At 68.1% G+C, this 15,948-nt stretch carries 17 protein-coding genes; 13 read left to right on the top strand and 4 right to left on the bottom strand.

Annotated elements, in window-relative coordinates; translation table 11 throughout:
- Both QTI45_RS30440 and QTI45_RS30435 read left to right on the top strand, forming a co-directional pair.
- On the top strand, nucleotides 1–283 hold a 283-nt coding region (locus tag QTI45_RS30440), incomplete at its 5' end, for an OmpA family protein (protein WP_286656984.1).
- An 843-nt stretch (nucleotides 284–1,126) separates the two neighbouring features.
- Complete coding sequence (locus QTI45_RS30435) at nucleotides 1,127–1,822, top strand: alpha/beta hydrolase family protein (RefSeq protein ID WP_286656983.1); 696 nt, start codon at nucleotides 1,127–1,129, stop codon at nucleotides 1,820–1,822.
- Between the two features lie 13 nt (nucleotides 1,823–1,835).
- Here QTI45_RS30435 and QTI45_RS30430 read toward each other — a convergent pair whose 3' ends face one another.
- The 3 genes from QTI45_RS30430 to QTI45_RS30420 form a co-directional block, all read right to left on the bottom strand.
- Nucleotides 1,836–2,159: a hypothetical protein gene (locus QTI45_RS30430; protein ID WP_286372443.1), complete on the bottom strand. Its 324-nt coding sequence runs from the start codon at nucleotides 2,157–2,159 to the stop codon at nucleotides 1,836–1,838.
- Nucleotides 2,159–2,926 carry an SHOCT domain-containing protein gene (locus tag QTI45_RS30425; RefSeq protein ID WP_286656982.1) on the bottom strand — a complete coding sequence of 256 codons (768 nt, stop codon included), beginning with the start codon at nucleotides 2,924–2,926 and terminating at the stop codon, nucleotides 2,159–2,161. Before QTI45_RS30425 ends, QTI45_RS30430 begins: the two co-directional genes overlap by 1 nt.
- Before the next feature lie 229 nt (nucleotides 2,927–3,155).
- On the bottom strand, nucleotides 3,156–3,677 hold the full coding sequence (locus tag QTI45_RS30420; RefSeq protein WP_286372445.1) for a glycine zipper domain-containing protein: 522 nt from the start codon (nucleotides 3,675–3,677) through the stop codon (nucleotides 3,156–3,158).
- A gap of 231 nt (nucleotides 3,678–3,908) precedes the next feature.
- On the opposite strand from QTI45_RS30420, the gene QTI45_RS30415 reads away from it, so the two are divergent.
- The 9 genes from QTI45_RS30415 to QTI45_RS30375 all read left to right on the top strand — a co-directional run bounded on the left by QTI45_RS30415 (nucleotide 3,909) and on the right by QTI45_RS30375 (nucleotide 14,753).
- The gene (locus QTI45_RS30415) at nucleotides 3,909–5,324 is read left to right on the top strand and encodes a patatin-like phospholipase family protein (protein WP_286656981.1); all 1,416 of its coding nucleotides are present in this window, start codon (nucleotides 3,909–3,911) and stop codon (nucleotides 5,322–5,324) included.
- A gap of 953 nt (nucleotides 5,325–6,277) precedes the next feature.
- Nucleotides 6,278–7,912, top strand: coding sequence for a serine/threonine protein kinase (locus QTI45_RS30410; protein ID WP_286656980.1), 1,635 nt, complete (start codon nucleotides 6,278–6,280; stop codon nucleotides 7,910–7,912).
- A complete protein-coding gene (locus tag QTI45_RS30405) occupies nucleotides 7,903–9,102 on the top strand; it encodes an OmpA family protein (protein ID WP_286656979.1) in 1,200 nt (399 codons plus the stop codon). The genes QTI45_RS30410 and QTI45_RS30405 overlap by 10 nt, the downstream gene beginning before the upstream one ends.
- Before the next feature lie 160 nt (nucleotides 9,103–9,262).
- Complete coding sequence (locus QTI45_RS30400) at nucleotides 9,263–10,105, top strand: STAS domain-containing protein (protein WP_286656978.1); 843 nt, start codon at nucleotides 9,263–9,265, stop codon at nucleotides 10,103–10,105.
- A gap of 3 nt (nucleotides 10,106–10,108) precedes the next feature.
- Nucleotides 10,109–10,483, top strand: a complete 375-nt coding sequence (locus QTI45_RS30395) for an STAS domain-containing protein (RefSeq protein WP_286656977.1) — start codon at nucleotides 10,109–10,111, stop codon at nucleotides 10,481–10,483.
- Complete coding sequence (locus QTI45_RS30390) at nucleotides 10,473–10,877, top strand: anti-sigma regulatory factor (RefSeq protein WP_286372451.1); 405 nt, start codon at nucleotides 10,473–10,475, stop codon at nucleotides 10,875–10,877. The genes QTI45_RS30395 and QTI45_RS30390 overlap by 11 nt, the downstream gene beginning before the upstream one ends.
- The gene (locus QTI45_RS30385; RefSeq protein WP_286656976.1) at nucleotides 10,868–11,878 is read left to right on the top strand and encodes an ATP-binding SpoIIE family protein phosphatase; all 1,011 of its coding nucleotides are present in this window, start codon (nucleotides 10,868–10,870) and stop codon (nucleotides 11,876–11,878) included. The genes QTI45_RS30390 and QTI45_RS30385 overlap by 10 nt, the downstream gene beginning before the upstream one ends.
- A 2-nt stretch (nucleotides 11,879–11,880) precedes the next feature.
- A complete protein-coding gene (locus QTI45_RS30380; RefSeq protein ID WP_286372453.1) occupies nucleotides 11,881–12,777 on the top strand; it encodes a sensor histidine kinase in 897 nt (298 codons plus the stop codon).
- Complete coding sequence (locus QTI45_RS30375; protein WP_286372454.1) at nucleotides 12,774–14,753, top strand: hybrid sensor histidine kinase/response regulator; 1,980 nt, start codon at nucleotides 12,774–12,776, stop codon at nucleotides 14,751–14,753. The genes QTI45_RS30380 and QTI45_RS30375 overlap by 4 nt, the downstream gene beginning before the upstream one ends.
- A 43-nt stretch (nucleotides 14,754–14,796) precedes the next feature.
- Here QTI45_RS30375 and QTI45_RS30370 read toward each other — a convergent pair whose 3' ends face one another.
- Nucleotides 14,797–15,042 (bottom strand): hypothetical protein, encoded by a 246-nt coding sequence (locus QTI45_RS30370; RefSeq protein WP_286372455.1) that lies wholly within the window; start codon nucleotides 15,040–15,042, stop codon nucleotides 14,797–14,799.
- A gap of 285 nt (nucleotides 15,043–15,327) precedes the next feature.
- Between QTI45_RS30370 and QTI45_RS30365 the strand changes: the two genes are divergently transcribed.
- Together QTI45_RS30365 and QTI45_RS30360 are read left to right on the top strand one after the other, a co-directional pair.
- Nucleotides 15,328–15,528, top strand: coding sequence for a hypothetical protein (locus QTI45_RS30365; RefSeq protein ID WP_286372456.1), 201 nt, complete (start codon nucleotides 15,328–15,330; stop codon nucleotides 15,526–15,528).
- A 42-nt stretch (nucleotides 15,529–15,570) separates the two neighbouring features.
- A complete protein-coding gene (locus tag QTI45_RS30360; RefSeq protein WP_286372457.1) occupies nucleotides 15,571–15,945 on the top strand; it encodes a hypothetical protein in 375 nt (124 codons plus the stop codon).
- Nucleotides 15,946–15,948 lie beyond the last annotated feature (3 nt).

Raw genomic sequence — 15,948 nt, 5'->3', positions numbered from 1 at the left:
GCTGCGGGAGATCTCCATCGTCGGGCACACCGATCCGATCGGCAGCGCCGAATTCAACCAGCGCCTGTCCGTGGCACGGGCCAACTCGGTGCGCGACTACCTGGTCAGCCAGGGTGTGCCGGCCAACATCATCCGGGCCGAAGGCCGTGGCTTCAACGAGCTGAAGGTCACCGAAGCCGATTGCAGGGCCCAGGGCAAGGCGAGGAACCGCACCGCGCTGATCGCCTGCTTCGAGCCGAACCGGCGCGTGGACATCCGCGCCACCGGCGAGCAGGGCGGCTAGCGCCAAGATCACTCAATTGCTCGGACAGGAATGAGAAACGGTGAGCTTCTTCCCTGTACGAAGTCAAGCGCGTTAGCCAGAGAGGGTCCGGTAGGCGCAAGCGCGAGGATATGCCGTTCGCCGGCGGCGAACCCAAGGGTTTGTATGCCGCGCGCTTCGCCTTGCCGGATGTCATCTTGCGACAGCCGGGGAGGTCATTTTGACGACCGCAGCGATAGTCGATCCGGAGCTTCGAATTCTTCTTGTGGAGGGAACCTGGGCTGACGGCGGGTGCTACGCCCCGAGGGGAGCCATATTGACCGAAGCGGAAACGGGCTTTCAGGCGATCGAATTCCAGCGCACCGGCGGTTGTGGACCCGTCGTGGATGCGACGGGCCTGGCCAAGACCGACCGACACCGCCAAGCGCAACGTAGGCGTCTCTAGACTGCGTGCCTTCGAACACGGGAGCTTTCCTGGGGCCCGCCGGCGGCAGTGGCTCGTACGACGATGCCGCCGTCAAGTGGCCGCAAGAGTCACAGGGCGACGCCGGCCATGCGATCGGGAGCGAAGGTTCGATCCGATGGGTGCAGAATCCGCGAACGGACGGCGTGGGGTCGACGCAAGCCTGAACCCTGGGGACGCAGGCAATCGAAGACCGTCAACGCGTCCGAGCAGGGCGTGCCCATTCGGAATGTTGGCGGGCGCGCGCTGGATGCCCTCAGTCCGTGGAAGAACCCTTTGGACCTGTCCATGCACCGTGCCCCTTCCACTTGTCGACCAGGGCGTGACCGCTATCCCTCGTCCTTCGGGGCGATCCTCCAGACGTCGAGCCGGTCGCCCCTTGAGGGGCCGCCGGAAGTCGTGTGACGCAAGGGGTCCGCAGTCCATCCCAGGCCGGCAAGCGAGGGCCGGGCCTGCTGCTCCTGCCGGGCTGGGACGAAGAGGAGGAGCGGACCTGCCTACAGCTGGCCGAACTCGCGGGACTTGGCTTTGTCTGCACCTGCGCGCCATGGCCCGAGCGGAATGGGGCGTCCACGCGTTGCCACACGACGACGTGTGCAGACGACCTGGGGGCCGCGCTGCGCGCCTTCGACGAGTTGTCGGGTTCCGAGCCGGTGGATCCGGCCCGGATCGCGGTGGTGGGTGCGAGTTGCGGCGGCTACCTGGGCGCCTTGGTAACGGCGGTCCGGGATGTGCGATGGCTCGTTCTTCGCGCCCCCGCCCTCTTCAACGATTGGGAGGCTCCGAAGGATTCGGTCGACAGACAGGGGGTTGCGGCCTATCGCCGCCTGCTGCTGCGGCCCGAGGACAACCGGGCGATCGCGGCGAGCGCTCGTTTCCGTGGCGACGTCCTCGTCGTGGAATCCGAGTTTGATGACACCGTGCCGCATGCGGTGATTGCGAACTACCTGGCGGCCTTCGGCAACGCGCGCACCTTGACGCATCGCGTGCTGTCGGGTGCAGACCATGAACTCTCGCAGGACGACTGGCAGCAGGCCAATGCCATGTTGATTCAGAGCTGGTTGACTGACCAAGCGTTGCGATCGCTTGACGCCTAGGGGGCAAAGGACGTCAGGAGCTCGACACCCTTCGCAAGGAATCGAGCGAGACATCGCCATGTTGACTGGTGAACACGGGTCCTGCGCCTGTGCCGCTGCTGCGACTTTGGCGCGCGCCGGAAATCGCATGATCACCGGTCGCATACAGCGTGACTTGGCCATCGCGTTCCACCGCCAACCGTCGCTGGCGCGGAAAGTAGGCGTAGCGCCAACCGTCTTGCGAGCCGGTGCTTGCTGGCGCATCCAGGCTTGCAGGCCACCAGTCCGAAGGCAGCGATTCCATCGGCTTCATGGGCTTCATCGGCTGCATGGGTTCCATTGGCTTCGGCGGCTCCATCACAGCCTCCCCAGAAGTTCGGTTTTCTTGGCGATGAACTCGGCTTCGGTGAGCACGCCGCGCCCGCGCAGCGCAGCGAGACGCTCGAGCGTGTCGAGCGTGTCGAGCGTGCCGAGCAGGTCGCTACGGGGCGGCGGGGGCAGGGTGGGGGCGGGAGGGTCGACCGTCTCGACGCGCCGCAGGCTCTCGACGGAAACCGGACCATGCTGGCTGGCGAAGCGCAGGGACGCGATGTCACCCTCCTGCTGCGCGACGGCACCGATCAGGTGGTCGCCCGTGTCGTAAAGCTCGACGCGCCCGTCCCGGTGGATGGCCAGCCGCCGCTGCGCGGGAAAGAAGGCATAGCCGACACCGTTCTGGGCCCCGGTACTGGAGGGCGAGTCCAGTCCCTCGGGCCACCACGCACCTGCAGCGACGTCCCGCCGGGCGAGTGCGGCCGCGTGCCACTCGGGGTGTTCGGCATAGAGGCGACTCAGGTCTTCGCAGAGTGCGGCCACGCGCACCTTGAGGGCCGCGTTGACCATGTCTCCGATCATGAGCATTCCGCCGCGCAGCCATTGTCCATGGCCACCGAACTCCGCGTGATCGAACTGGGCCATCGCGCCCTGGCCGAGCGCCATGCCACGCCACAGCTCCTGCGCGGCGCCGAGGCCGAAGCCTTGACGATCTGCCACGCGCTCGAGGGCACGTTCAAGCGCTTCGGGCATCGCGGTGCCCGCATCGATGGCGCGCAGCGCGGACCGACTGAATTGGGATTGCATTTGCATGGGAGGGACATTACGCACCGACGATCCTTGCCTTGTCAGTCGACGGCGCAGGACGGGGTCGGAAGTCCCTCGCCGCGCAGGAGCCGTCGCTGCCCGCGGCGCCGGGCCGGGCGCACTTCGGTCGCTCGAGCTGGCCAAGGCTGCCGCGTTGGAAGTCGCGAGACGTGCGTGCCGATGCGGATGAAAAAACCGGCCCTGTCGGGCCGGTCTTCGAGGGGTGCGTGCGCGCTCAGCGCCCGTCGCGGTCCGAGTCCCCGGGGATCGCGCGCTCCACGTTGTCGCTCAGACGCTGCCAGGCGTCGCGCGTGGCATGCTTGGCCCGTTCCCACTCCAACGTGGACCGTCCGCGCGCCGTGCCCCAGTCGCGGCTCAGTTCCGGTTCCACCTCGTCGAAGGGGCGGTCGGGAAAGCGGGCGTAGGAATCCATGCCATAGCGGTAGGCGGGTGCGTAGTCGTCGTAGCTCGATCCGCCTTCGACGTAGGGGCGCCCGGCGTAGTTGTCGCGCCAGTAGGCATCCTCGGCAGCCGGATCGGCCTTGGCAACACGACGGCCGGCCAGTGCGCCGGCCACAGCGCCCACGGCGGCGCCCACGGCAGCGCCGACGGGGCCGGTCATGCCGCCCACGGCCGCGCCCGCTGCCGCGCCGCCGGCCACGCCACCGGCCACGCCGCCGACGACGGCACCGACGCCGGTCGCGGCGGTGCTGGATTCCGTGTCACCGGCGACACGGGTATCGTTGGGATATGCCATTGATGTCTCCTTGAGAGGGTTGCAGGAACCCCAGGGTGCAACGCGATCCCGGGGGCAGCCAGTCCCGCCGCGCGTGATCTGGCGTCGGTGGCTGCGCTCTCGCCATGCCTGTAGTGGCCTACAGGCCCGCCACGACTTGACTGCGGATTTGGCGCAGGGCGTCGAGTCCGCGCGGCCGTCGGGCCCCCGAGGCTGCGCCCGACGGCGTGCCCTATATATTCAGCGCCAGTTATGGATCATTCATTCAGCCGGACGCGGCGCTTTCTCTCGTGGCTGCTGGCGCTGGCGTTCGCCCTGGCGACAGCCGGCTGCGGCGGCACATCGTATTTCCGCAACGTGCCGATCGAGACCTTGACCCCCTCGACCGGCTATCGCGCCGAGCAGGCCTTTTTCGACCCGGACCAGGCCGAGGTCGCGGTCGTGCTGTCCTTCTCGGGCGGCGGCTCGCGCGCTTCGGCGCTCGCGTACGGCGTGCTCGAGGAACTGGCCCGGCATCGGGTCACGGTGCGGGGCCAGACGCGGCGGCTCCTGGACGAGGTGGACCTGGTGTACGGCGTGTCGGGCGGCGCGGTGACGGCCGCCTACTACGGCGCCTACGGCGACCGGATCTTCACCGACTTCGTGCCGAATTTCCTGAGCGTCGATTTCCAGTGGGCGCTGGGGCGGGACATCCTGAACCCGGCGGGCTTGACGAAGCTGCTCGAGCCGACGATCGGCCGCGGCGATTTCCTTCAGGAACGGCTCGATCAGGTGCTGTTCAAGGGCATCACCTTCGGCCAGATGAAGGACCGACCCCGCGTGGTGCTCGGCGCCACCGACCTGAGCACGGGCGCCAGGTTCGAGTTCACGCAGAACTACTTCGACCTTCTGTGCTCGGACCTGTCGACCTTTCCGGTCGCGCGCGCGGTGGCCGCCTCCACCACCTTGCCCCTGTGGCTGGCGCCGATCACGCTTGACAACCATGCCGGCCGCTGCGGCGATGCGGCGGTGCAGGCGCTGCAGGCCCAGCAGAAGCAGCAGACGCAGTCGCCCAACCGCCTCAGCCCCGGAGACCAGATCCTGCTGGAGGACATGTTGAACTACACGGACGGCAAGGGGCGTCCGTTTCTGCATCTCGTCGACGGCGGGCTCTCCGACAACCTCGGCATCCGGGGCTTGTTCGACATGGAGACGCTTTCGCGGGGCAAGGCGCTCAGCCTCCCGCCGGCGGCGGTTCATATTCGCCGCTTCGTGATCATCACGGTCAATGCGGCCACCGGCATGGGCAGCACGATCGACGAGAAGCCGGACGTTCCGAACACCAGCGCCGTCTTCGGCGCGCTGGTGGATCTGCCGCTGGCGCGCAGATCACGGGAGACAGAACTGCTGGTCAGGGATCTGGAACGCCGCCACGCGGAAGAACTTCAGAACGCGAAGGAGACCGGAGCCCAGGGCATCGAGGACTACTACGCGATCCATGTCGGCTTTCGGGGCGTGACGAACACCGAGGCCCGTCGCACCCTGCTTTCGCTGCCGACGACGTGGAAGTTGTCGCCCGAACAGATCGATCTGCTTCGCGGCGCGGGCGCGACGCTCGTGAGGGAGTCACCGGACTTCCAGCGCCTGATGCGCGACATCGGCGCCGAGGCCGCTGGCGTGAAGCCCTAGTCTCTTCGGTCGGCGGTGATGCGGTGGCGACGCCCAGCGCGATCATTTCCCAGGCCGCGGCCTCGAGGATGGGCGCGGCACGTACACGGTTCTCGCGTAATCGTCCTGATCGTTCGGGCCCGTTGTGGGGGGCGCTGGCGCCACGAAATCGGCGAACACCGCTTCGTCGAAGGATTGCGGCCGCCGGACCGAGACCCGCGCATGCCGCTCCTTCGACGTCGCGCGAAGACGTGCCAAGTCCGCGCGCAGTTCCTCGAGCGAGCGCTGCGGGGTGTCACTGGAGCCGCCCGGTGCGGGGGGCTCGTGTCCCGGGACGGGAGCGTGCAACGGCGACATGGCGCCGGCCGGGCGCGAAGAAGACAGGCGGCGCGCCACGGCACCCAAGCCACTGCGCAGACGGCCGATAAAGTGGGAAATCATGCTTCGCTTGGAGTTTGTGTAAATTGAAAATGCCCCGTCCTCGCCTCCATTCGAAGCGAGACCACCCAACTTCACTATGGGGTCATTGGCACGCCCGGGTTTTCGGTCGGAAGCTGGAGAGGGCGCGGGACGCGTCCTACGTGCCGTGATTCGCCACGGTGTGGCGCTCGGCCCCCCGTGAGACCGGGAGAGCGAGGGCCCACAGGCGCGTCGCGCTTCGCTTGGTAGCGTGAGCCTCCATCGGGCCAATGTCGTCGCGCGATGGCCCCGGGGATAGTCGGTGTCTGGGCTCGCAAGGCCGAGTTTCGCGGCTTCGATCACGGTGGGTACCGGAATGCGCGCCATCGGGGACGGTTTGAACTTCGAGCCATTCGTGAGATATGCACGCAGTCGCGGTGGCGTGCCGTGACAGACTCGTGGATACGGTGCGCGGTTCTTCCGCCACGGTTCGAGACTCTTCAAGGAGAACCCATTCGATGGCGGCAATTTGTCCGGCCTGCGGCACGGCGAATCGCCCCGCGGCCAAGTTCTGCATGCAGTGCATCACCGCCTTGCCTGTCGCCGCACTGCCGTCCCAAGAGAAGCTCGGCGAAGCGAAGACCGTGCCCTATGTCAGACCCACGCAGGCGTCCGGCGGCGCGCAGGACCATGCGCCTGGCGGCTACCCGGGAGCGATCCATGCGCTGCCCGAGGGCACCGAGATCGAAGGGTTCCGTGTCCTGCGACAGATCGGCGAAGGTGGATTCGGCATCGTCTATCTGGCCTGGGATCCCGCGCTCGAGCGCCATGTGGCGATCAAGGAATACATGCCGTCCTCGCTGGCGGTGCGTGGCGCCGTGTCGCTCGAGGTGTCGATGCGTTCCGAGCAGCACCGCGAGACCTTCGACGCAGGCCTGAAGAGTTTCGTCAATGAGGCGCGGCTGCTGGCGCGCTTCGATCACCCGGCGCTCGTGAAGGTGTTCCGCTACTGGGCGGCGAACGGCACGGCCTACATGGCGATGCCGTACTACGAAGGCCCCACGCTCAAGACGGCACTGGCGCAGCTGGGAACCCGCGCACCCGAATCGCTGCTGCGCGAATGGCTGGAGCCGCTGCTCGATGCGCTGACCGTGTTGCATCGAGAGCAGTGCTACCACCGGGATATCTCGCCAGACAACATCCTGCTCACCGCCAGCGGACCGCTGCTGCTCGACTTCGGTGCCGCCCGGCACGTGATCAACGATCGAACGCAGGTGCTGACCACCATGCTCAAGCCCGGCTTCGCGCCGGTGGAGCAGTACGGCGGAACCATGTTGCAAGGGGCCTGGACCGACCTTTATGCGCTGGCGGGCGTGCTTCACTACGCGATCGTCGGCCGACCGCCGATCGCGTCGGTGGTGCGGGTGGTCAAGGACCCGGTGCAGCCGCTGGCGTTGACACATGCCGGGCGCTACAGCGGGACCTTCCTGCGCGCCATCGACGCGGCTCTGGCGGTGCGCCCCGAGTCGAGGCCGCAGGACGTGGCGGAATTCCGGGCGCTCCTTGAGGCCGCGCGGCAGGATGCTGCACTGGACGGTCCCGGGGCCTTCGCGGATGCGACGCCCATCGCCGCGACCGTCGACGTCCTGGCGGCCCGGCCTCCCGCGTCCATCGCGCCCGTTGCGCAGAGCCCACGCCGTCGTCACGCACGCCATGCACTCCTCCTGGTCTTGGTGTGCGCCACTGCCGGAGCGGCCTTGTGGCATGGCGAACGGGGGTCAAGCGGGGCCGGGCCGTCTTCGACAGCGGCGGTGGCGGCGGATGCCGCGCCGTCGCCTGCCATCCAGCCGGCCAAGCCGGTGCCCGTCCCGGTGATCGACGCGACCGCGGCGACGACGCGCTTGGAACCGCTGGCGCGCGACGTCGAACCGAAAGCCGGGCCGGGCGCGCCAGCGTCTGCCCTGCCGGCCGCCACGCCGCCGGCCCGCGTGGCAGCGCGCAAGGCCGTGGCGATCCCCGCCGCGCGGGTGCCGGCAGAAGGTGTGGTCGGCGTTTCCGAGAAAAACCGCACAGTTTCCGAGGACCCGGCAACCGTTTCGTCCTACATCCCGTCAAGCCGATCACCTAGGTGCAGCGATCTGGTTTTGAAGTCTTCTCTGGAATCCCTCAACCCGGAAGAAGCTGCTTTTCAGAAGACCCGATGCAAATAGAACGACGCGCCAATTTCCTTGACCATTTCTTCCATCTGTTCCTCGGCGCTCTTCTGGCAATCGGCCTGACCGGCTGCGCGACTCGGTATCGCAGCGACGAACTGCAATCCTTCGACCAGGCGATCGTCGCGGCGACCGATGCGCTGCTCAGGCAGCCCGCGACCTCCTCGGCGCTGCTTCCGCTCGGGGCCGCGCCGCCGGACCGGCGCGTCATCGTGCTCGATCCGACGCTGGATGCCGGGAGCGGCCAGCAGACCGCGGGCACGCAACGGCTCGACCGCACCATCGCGGCCCACGCGGGCGCGAACTTCAAGCAGATCGAGATCCTGACGTTCAAGGCAGCGAACCTCCCGCGCGCCCAGTACCTGTTGGCCGGCACGCTGGCACGCCAGGATGCCGGCCTGCGCATCCACCTGGCCCTTGTGGACCTGAAGGACGGCACCGTGGCGGCCCAGGCTTCCACGCTGGCGCGGGTGGACGATGTCGACATGACCCCGTTGGCCTACTACCGCGACAGCCCCGTCCTGGTGAAGGACGAGGTGATCGAGGGCCTGGTGCGGACCAGCCGCGCGGGGCGCGGCGAGCGGGCCGACGCGACCTATCTCGGCTACATTGCGACCGCGACCGTGATCAACGACGCCACCCAGCTCTACAACGCGGGGCGCTATCGCGAGGCGCTCGCGCACTATCGCCGGGCCGCAGCGACGCCGGGCGGAGAGCAGATCCGGGTACTCAACGGCATCTATCTCACGACCCTCAAGCTCGGCCAGTCGGCCGAAGCGGAAGACGCATTTGGACGTGTGGTGGCCTATGGCATCGCGCACAACCAGCTCGGCGTGAAGTTCCTGTTCAACCCCGGCAGCACCGATTTCTGGTCAGACCCCAGGGTCACGAGCGCCTACCGCATGTGGCTGCGCCAGATCGCCAAGCAGGGCGGCAGCGCCCGGGTCTGCATGGACATCGTCGGCCATTCGAGCAAGACCGGACCCGAAGAGGTGAACGACTCGCTGTCGCTGCGCCGCGCGCAATACATCAGGCAACGGCTGGCCGCCGAGTCCGCCGAGCTGGCCGACCGGACGCGACCGAAGGGCCAGGGCTCGCGTCAGAACCTGGTCGGCAGCGGCACCGACGATGTGGTGGACGCGCTCGACCGGCGGGTGGAGTTTGCCATCGTCGAATGCGGCCGATAGGGCGCGGCAAGCGGCTGGGGGACCCCTGTCAGACAGCACGCCGCAACGCTGTCAGCGCGCGGGTCGAACGGCGTCGGCGGTTCGAAAGGGCGGCGGGTGCCGCCTAGAATTTGCTCCTGTGCGCATTCGCCGCCCATAGAAAGACGAGGAGAAGTCGAGAATGATGGATCAGGACAACCCTCTGAGGGAAGCGCTGCGCGAGCCCGGCGTCGTCGTCGCAGGCTGGCTCGGCGAGCTGGGCATCGCCGATTCGGCGCAACAGCGCTCGCTGCAGATCGACGCCGGCGAGCTCGTGCGTTCGCTGACCGAGGGCCTGGACCGCGGCGGCGATGCATCCAGTCTGGCGGGTCCCGCATGGGACGGCTTGCGCGAGACGCTCGAAACCCTGTCGCGCTCACGCGCCGCCAAAGGCGAGACCGCGGGCGACACCAGCCAGTTCGTGCTTGCCTTGAAGAGGCCGCTGTTCGATGCCCTGCAGGGCGGCCGGGGCGCCAACCCGGCGCAGCTGATGGCGGGCATTTGGGCGGCGAGCCAGCTGGTCGACCAACTGGCCCAGCACACCGCGACCACCTTCCAGAAGTCCCGCGAGGAGATCATCCGCCGCCAGCAGGACGACCTGCTGGAGCTGTCCACGCCCGTGGTCAAGCTGTGGGACGGCGTGCTGGCCGTGCCGATGATCGGCGTCCTCGACAGCAACCGTACGCAGATCGTGATGGAGACCTTGCTCCAGGCCATCGTCGACAGCGGCTCGGGGCTGGCGATCATCGACATCACGGGCGTGCCGACCGTCGACACGCTGGTGGCCCAGCATCTGCTCAAGACCGTGACCGCGATCCGGCTGATGGGCGCCGACTGCATCATCAGCGGCATCCGGCCGCAGATCGCGCAGACCATCGTCCATCTGGGCATCGATCTGCAGGGCATCACCACCAAGGCGACCCTGGCCGATGCGTTGTCGGTCGCCCTGCAGAAGACCGGTTGGCGCATCAGCCGCGAGACGTAGCCGATGGACCGCATCCCGATCCTGCGCATGGGCGAGACCCTGCTGGTCACCATCCAGGTCGACATGCAGGACCAGACCGCCCTCGCGCTGCAGGACGACCTGGCGGACAGGATCGCCAAGACCGGCGCCAGCGGCGTGATGATCGACATCTCGGCACTCGAAATCGTCGACTCCTTCGTCGGCCGCATGCTCAGCAGCATTTCGGGCATCGCCCGCATCTTGTCTGCCACCACGGTGGTGGTCGGCATGCAGCCCGCGGTCGCGATCACGCTGGTCGAACTGGGGCTGTCTCTCGAAGGCGTGAAGACCGCGCTCAACGTCGAGCGCGGCATGGCCATGCTCGCCGCCGTGCGCGCGGAGCAGCGCCATGGCGGGTGAAACTGCGGGGGTACTGCCGCTGGGCTCCGAGCAGGACATCGTGGCCAGCCGCCAGCATGTCCGCACGCTCTGTCAGGCGCTCAAGTTCTCGCTGGTCGACCAGACCAAGATGGTCACGGCAACCAGCGAGCTGTCGCGCAACACACTGATCCACGGCCATGGCGGCCGCATGCACTGGAGCCTGCGCGAGCACAACGGCCGGCGCGGCCTCGAGCTGGTGTTCGAGGACGAAGGGCCGGGCATCGCCGATCTCAAGCTGGCGCTCTCGGACGGCTGGACCAGCGGCAGCGGCATGGGCCTCGGCCTGCCGGGCAGCAAGCGCCTGGTCAACGAGTTCGACATCCAGTCCGTGCCCGGGCGCGGCACCCGCGTGAGCATCGTCAAATGGAAGTGATCCGCGGCTGGACCCATCGCCAGTTCCCGTTGTCCGAGCCGAGTGGCGTGGGCGAGGTTCGCCGCCATGCGGCCCGCCTGGCGGCCGGGATGGAATGGAGAGAGCTCGAAATGGGCCGACTGGCGATCGTGGTCACCGAGCTCGGAACCAACCTCTACAAGCACGCGCGCAAGGGTCGCCTGCTGGTCGGCGCCTGCCCTGCGCGCGGCGAGATCGAGATTGTCAGCATCGACGAAGGGCCGGGCATCGCCGACGTCGGGCGCTCGCTGCGCGATGGCTTTTCAACCGGCGGCAGCCCGGGCACCGGCCTGGGCGCCGTGCGGCGGCTGGCCGGCGACTTCGACCTTTACTCGGCGGTTCCATGCGGCACCCTCTGCGTAGCGCGCCTGCGCAGATCCGGCGCCGACGGTCCACCGCACGCCTTGCGCGCGGGCGCGATCTGTCTGCCGGTCGCGGGCGAGACCGAGTGCGGCGATGCCTGGGCGGCCGCGTTCGACGCCGATGGCGTCACGGTGCTGGTGGCGGACGGCCTGGGCCATGGCCCGGGCGCAGCCGCCGCGAGCCAGGCGGCGGTCGACCTGTTCTCGGAGGCTCCGGCCCTCGCGCTCACGGCCCAGGTCGAGCAACTGCACCGCCGTTTGCAAACCACCCGGGGTGCCGCCCTCTGCTGTGCCCGATTCGACACCGGCGGCGATGCGGTGCGCTTCACGGGCGCCGGCAACATCTCCGGCCGGATCGTCTCGGGCCTGCACGACCGCAGCTTCGTGACGGCCCACGGCACGGCCGGCCTGCAGATCCGCAATCCTGTCGTCGCCTCGGTCGAGCGACCACCCCATGCCGTGATGCTGCTGCACAGCGACGGCATCGCCAGCCGCTGGGACACCCGGCCGATGCTGCCTTTGCTGGGCAGCGACCCGACCCTGCTGGCCGCGCTGCTGTTGCGCGATCACTCCCGCCTGCGCGACGATGCGACGATCGTCGTCATTCAGCAAAGGGACTAGCGATGCCAGCCGAAGAAACGCAAGCGGATCGCAGCGACGCGCTGGAGGCCGCACTGGCGGCCAGCCGTGCCGAAGCCGAAGGGCTGCGGGCCGAGCTCGAGGAGACCAACCGCGGCGTGGTCGCGCTGTATGCGGAGCTCGACGACCAGGCCGAGCAGTTGCGCCGGGCGACCGAACTCAAGAGTCGCTTCCTGGCCTACATGAGCCATGAGTTCCGCACGCCCGTGAATGCGATCCGCAGCATCGCGCGGCTCCTGGCGGATCGCGTCGACGGCCCGCTGACGGACGATCAGGAGCGGCAGGTCGCCTTCATCCAGACCGCCGCGACCGAGTTCGCGGAGATGGTCGACGACCTGCTCGATCTGGCCAAGATCGAGGCTGGCCGCGTCGACATCTCACCGGCCTGGTTCGAGATGGTCGATCTCTTCTCCGCCCTGCGCGGCATGTTCAGGTCGGTGCTGACCAATCCCAATCTGAGCCTCGTGTTCGAGGAGCCTGAAGGCCTGCCGCGGCTTTTCACGGACGACCGCAAGCTCTCGCAGATCCTGCGCAACTTCATTTCCAATGCGCTCAAGTTCACGGCTCAGGGCGAGGTGCGGGTGTCCGCCACCGCCGTCGATGGTGACCATGTGCGTTTCGCGGTCAGCGACACCGGGATCGGCATCGCTGCCGATCACCATGCCGCGGTGTTCGAGGACTTCGCCCAGGTCGACTCGCCGCTGCAGAAGCGCTTGCGCGGCACCGGCCTTGGCCTCGCGCTGTCCAGGCACCTGGCGGCCTTGCTGGGAGGCCGTGTCGGCGTCGAGAGCGAGCTGAACAAGGGGTCGACCTTCTGGGTGCTGCTCCCGCTGCATCTGGGCGAGCCGCCGGCATCGCCCCCAGGGTCGACCGCGCCATGACCAGGCCCGACGTCATCCACATCACGATCGACCGTGCCCGCCACACGGTCCTCGTGGTGGACGACAACCCGGCGACCCGCTATGCGACCGCGCGCGTGATCCGAGCGGCCGGCTTCGCCACCGCGGAGGCCGGAACTGGCGCCGAAGCGCTGCGCCTCGCGACCAGCGCAATCTCGGCGCTGGTGCTCGACGTGCATCTGCCGGACATCGACGGTTTCGAGATCTGCCGCCGATTGCGCGCCGATCCCGCGACAGCCGCGCTGCCGGTGATCCACCTGTCGGCCGCCTACGTGCAGAGCGAGGACAAGGTGACGGGGCTGAACGCGGGCGCCGACGCCTATCTGGTGCACCCGGTCGAACCCGCGGTGCTGGTGGCGACCCTGCAGGCCCTGGTCCGCGCCCGCATGGCCGAGGACCAGCTGCGGCGCAGCGAACTGCGGTTCAGAGCGATCTACAACCAGGCGCCCAGCGGCATGGCGCTGATCGACGATGTCGGCCGGCTGCAGGACGTCAACCCTGCGCTGGTGCGCCTGCTGGGGCGATCGCGCGATGCACTGGTGGGGGGCTTCGTGTTCGATTTCGCGCCGGCCGAGTTCGTCGAGCTGGTGCGTGAGCGCATGGCCGGGCCGGTGACGGGCGACGGCGCCTGGCAGGGGGAGTTTCCGCTGGTGCGCGCGGACGGCCGGTGGGTGCATCTGTCATGGAGCATCTCGTCGCACGCCGAGCCGGGCCTTCGCATCGGGGTGGCGACGGACATCTCCGAACGCCAGGAGCTGGAAGCGCAGCGCATCGACGTGCTCGAGCGCGAGCAGGTCGCACGCCAGGCGGCCGAGCGCCTGAGCCGCACGAAGGACGATTTCGTCGCCATCCTGTCGCACGAACTGCGCACGCCCCTCAATGCCATCGCCGGCTGGGTGCACCTGCTGAACCGGCACGGCGCCAGCCCCGAACGGGTGAGCAAGGCGCTGGACGCCATCGACCGCAGCGTCAAGGCGCAGACGCGCATCATCTCGGACATTCTCGATGTGTCGCGCGTCAATGCCGGCAAGCTGCAGCTCTACCGGGAGCGCGTGGACCCGGCGGCACTGACCGCGCTGTCGATCGAGACCCTGGCCGAATCGATCGAGGCCAAGCGGCTGGACGTGCAACTGGCGCAGCAAGGCGAGGTCGCCCTGGTCTGGCTGGATCCCACGCGCTTCCAGCAGATCGTCTGGAACCTGCTGACCAACGCGATCAAGTTTTCCCACGAGGGTGGGACGGTGCGAGTTCTGCTTGCATGGGAGCGCGAGATGCTCGTGCTGACGATCGAAGACGAGGGCAAGGGCGTCGCGCCGGAGTTCCTGCCGCAACTGTTCGACCGCTTCAGTCAGAGCGATGCGCCCGGCAACAGGCTGTACGGGGGTCTCGGCCTGGGGCTGTCGATCGTCAGGCATCTCGCCGAACTGCATGGGGGCCGGGTCCAGGCCTTCAGCGAGGGCGAGGGGCGGGGCACCCGCATGCAGGTCGCCATTCCCGTGATCGAAGCCGGTGGCGAGCCGGAGAGCGATGCGGCGGAGGCGCTGCCACCGGCATCGAGCGACCGCCCGTTGGCCGAACTCCGTATCGCCGTGGTCGAAGACAACGCGGACGCCGCCGACATGCTCGCCGTCATTCTGCGCGACGCGGGTGCCGACGTGAGGCAGGCTTCGGACTACGACTCCGCACTGCGTCTGTTCGAGGACAGCTGGCCCGACGTGCTGGTGAGCGACATCGGCCTGCCGGGCCGCGACGGCTACGAGCTGATCGCCCGGCTGCGTGCGATGGCAAGCCCCGGCCAGCCGCTGGCCGCGGTCGCGCTGACGGCGTTCTCGCGGCCTGAGGATCGGACCCGCGCACTGGCGAGTGGCTTCGATGCCCACTTGGCCAAGCCATTCCAGCCCCATGCCCTGGTGACCACCATCCACACGGTTCTGCTTCGCGACGCGGGGACTGCCTAGCCCCTCGACGCGCGTATCGCTCGCTCGAAGGGACGCGCCGGGCTCAGGCCGAATCGGCCGTCTCCGTCTTGCGCAGCCCCCGCACGTTCAGTGCGGCCAGACAGAGCTGCAGAGCGATCAAGGCCCATGCCTGCGTGTGCCAACCCCACACGCTCCACAGCACGTTGCTCGCGAGGAAGACCCAGAACCCCAGCTGGCGCCGACGCTTGGCATTCGAGGCCACCCACCACGCCGCCGCGAGCGAGGTCGCAAAAGCGGGCCATTGCAAAAGGGATAGGAGATCGCTCATGGGATCGGGGTGCTGCGGAGTGGAGTTCGCGAAGTTAGGCGGGAACCGGGCGGGTGCCGGGTCGGCCTGGTGGCCCGGGCGGTGTAGGCCGGCGGCTGAGGCTTGGCGCGCCGCCGATGGGGCGCGGACTGGCCCCGCAGGGTCGGGTGATTCACCTCTCCCTCATCGCAGCAGTGTCCGGCCCACGGCACGCCAGTCGGCCGCCACTGACACATGCTTGGGCATTCCCCTGAGTGCGCTGGCCGCATGGGCTGGACCAAGGTGATCGATCACAGGAGCAATGCCATGAACACCACTCGGAAGTACTCGGACAACGAAGAGCCGGAATTGGGCGCCGAAGAGTCGATCCCGCTGGACGGCAACGATCCGGAAGGAGAGGAAATGATGAAGGAGCTGGGCCGCGATGCCACGAGGAAGGCGTCAAGGGAGGGTGGCGGGGTCGACGAGAAGCCGGATCCGCTTCCCGAGCAGTTTCCGGCCAGCTGAGGCGCGCCCAACATGATCACTTCTTTCAGCCTGGACCCATCGATGATTGCAACCATCGGCGGCGGCTTCTATCCCTCCGGTTACTCGATGGTGATGTTCCCTGACCAGGCCACTGCGATGGCGGTCGGCACCGAGTTGAGCGACGCCGACGGCGATGCCGAAGTGTTCTTTCTGACGCCGGCGGCCATCCTGTCGCAGATCACCCCGACGGTCAGTGACGCGGACGACCCCCTGCCTTCAGCCGGCACCGAAGGCGCCACCGTGCGGGCGTACTCGAAGCTCGCGAAGGAGGGGCACCACGCCTTGCTGGTGAAGACCCCCAATGAAGAGGCCGCGGACCGGATGATGGAGGTCGTGCGCCGCTTCCCCTATTCGATCGCCCAACGCTATCGCATGCTGGTCATCGAAGACCTGTGAATG

It is taken from the genome of Variovorax saccharolyticus (assembly GCF_030316765.1).
Lineage (GTDB): Bacteria > Pseudomonadota > Gammaproteobacteria > Burkholderiales > Burkholderiaceae_C > Variovorax > Variovorax saccharolyticus.
The sequence above is the reverse complement of the archived record's forward strand: the minus strand, read 5'-3'. Positions and strand labels throughout refer to the sequence as shown.

Excerpts from the sequence above, each read along its gene's own strand:
- QTI45_RS30430 (WP_286372443.1), bottom strand. The coding sequence starts at position 2,159 with ATGGAGCCGCCGAAGCCAATGGAACCCATGCAGCCGATGAAGCCCATG.
- QTI45_RS30425 (WP_286656982.1), bottom strand. The coding sequence starts at position 2,926 with ATGCAAATGCAATCCCAATTCAGTCGGTCCGCGCTGCGCGCCATCGAT.
- QTI45_RS30420 (WP_286372445.1), bottom strand. The coding sequence starts at position 3,677 with ATGGCATATCCCAACGATACCCGTGTCGCCGGTGACACGGAATCCAGC.
- QTI45_RS30415 (WP_286656981.1), top strand. The coding sequence starts at position 3,909 with ATGGATCATTCATTCAGCCGGACGCGGCGCTTTCTCTCGTGGCTGCTG.
- QTI45_RS30410 (WP_286656980.1), top strand. The coding sequence starts at position 6,278 with ATGCAGTGCATCACCGCCTTGCCTGTCGCCGCACTGCCGTCCCAAGAG.
- QTI45_RS30405 (WP_286656979.1), top strand. The coding sequence starts at position 7,903 with ATGCAAATAGAACGACGCGCCAATTTCCTTGACCATTTCTTCCATCTG.
- QTI45_RS30400 (WP_286656978.1), top strand. The coding sequence starts at position 9,263 with ATGATGGATCAGGACAACCCTCTGAGGGAAGCGCTGCGCGAGCCCGGC.
- QTI45_RS30395 (WP_286656977.1), top strand. The coding sequence starts at position 10,109 with ATGGACCGCATCCCGATCCTGCGCATGGGCGAGACCCTGCTGGTCACC.
- QTI45_RS30390 (WP_286372451.1), top strand. The coding sequence starts at position 10,473 with ATGGCGGGTGAAACTGCGGGGGTACTGCCGCTGGGCTCCGAGCAGGAC.
- QTI45_RS30385 (WP_286656976.1), top strand. The coding sequence starts at position 10,868 with ATGGAAGTGATCCGCGGCTGGACCCATCGCCAGTTCCCGTTGTCCGAG.
- QTI45_RS30380 (WP_286372453.1), top strand. The coding sequence starts at position 11,881 with ATGCCAGCCGAAGAAACGCAAGCGGATCGCAGCGACGCGCTGGAGGCC.
- QTI45_RS30375 (WP_286372454.1), top strand. The coding sequence starts at position 12,774 with ATGACCAGGCCCGACGTCATCCACATCACGATCGACCGTGCCCGCCAC.
- QTI45_RS30370 (WP_286372455.1), bottom strand. The coding sequence starts at position 15,042 with ATGAGCGATCTCCTATCCCTTTTGCAATGGCCCGCTTTTGCGACCTCG.
- QTI45_RS30365 (WP_286372456.1), top strand. The coding sequence starts at position 15,328 with ATGAACACCACTCGGAAGTACTCGGACAACGAAGAGCCGGAATTGGGC.
- QTI45_RS30360 (WP_286372457.1), top strand. The coding sequence starts at position 15,571 with ATGATTGCAACCATCGGCGGCGGCTTCTATCCCTCCGGTTACTCGATG.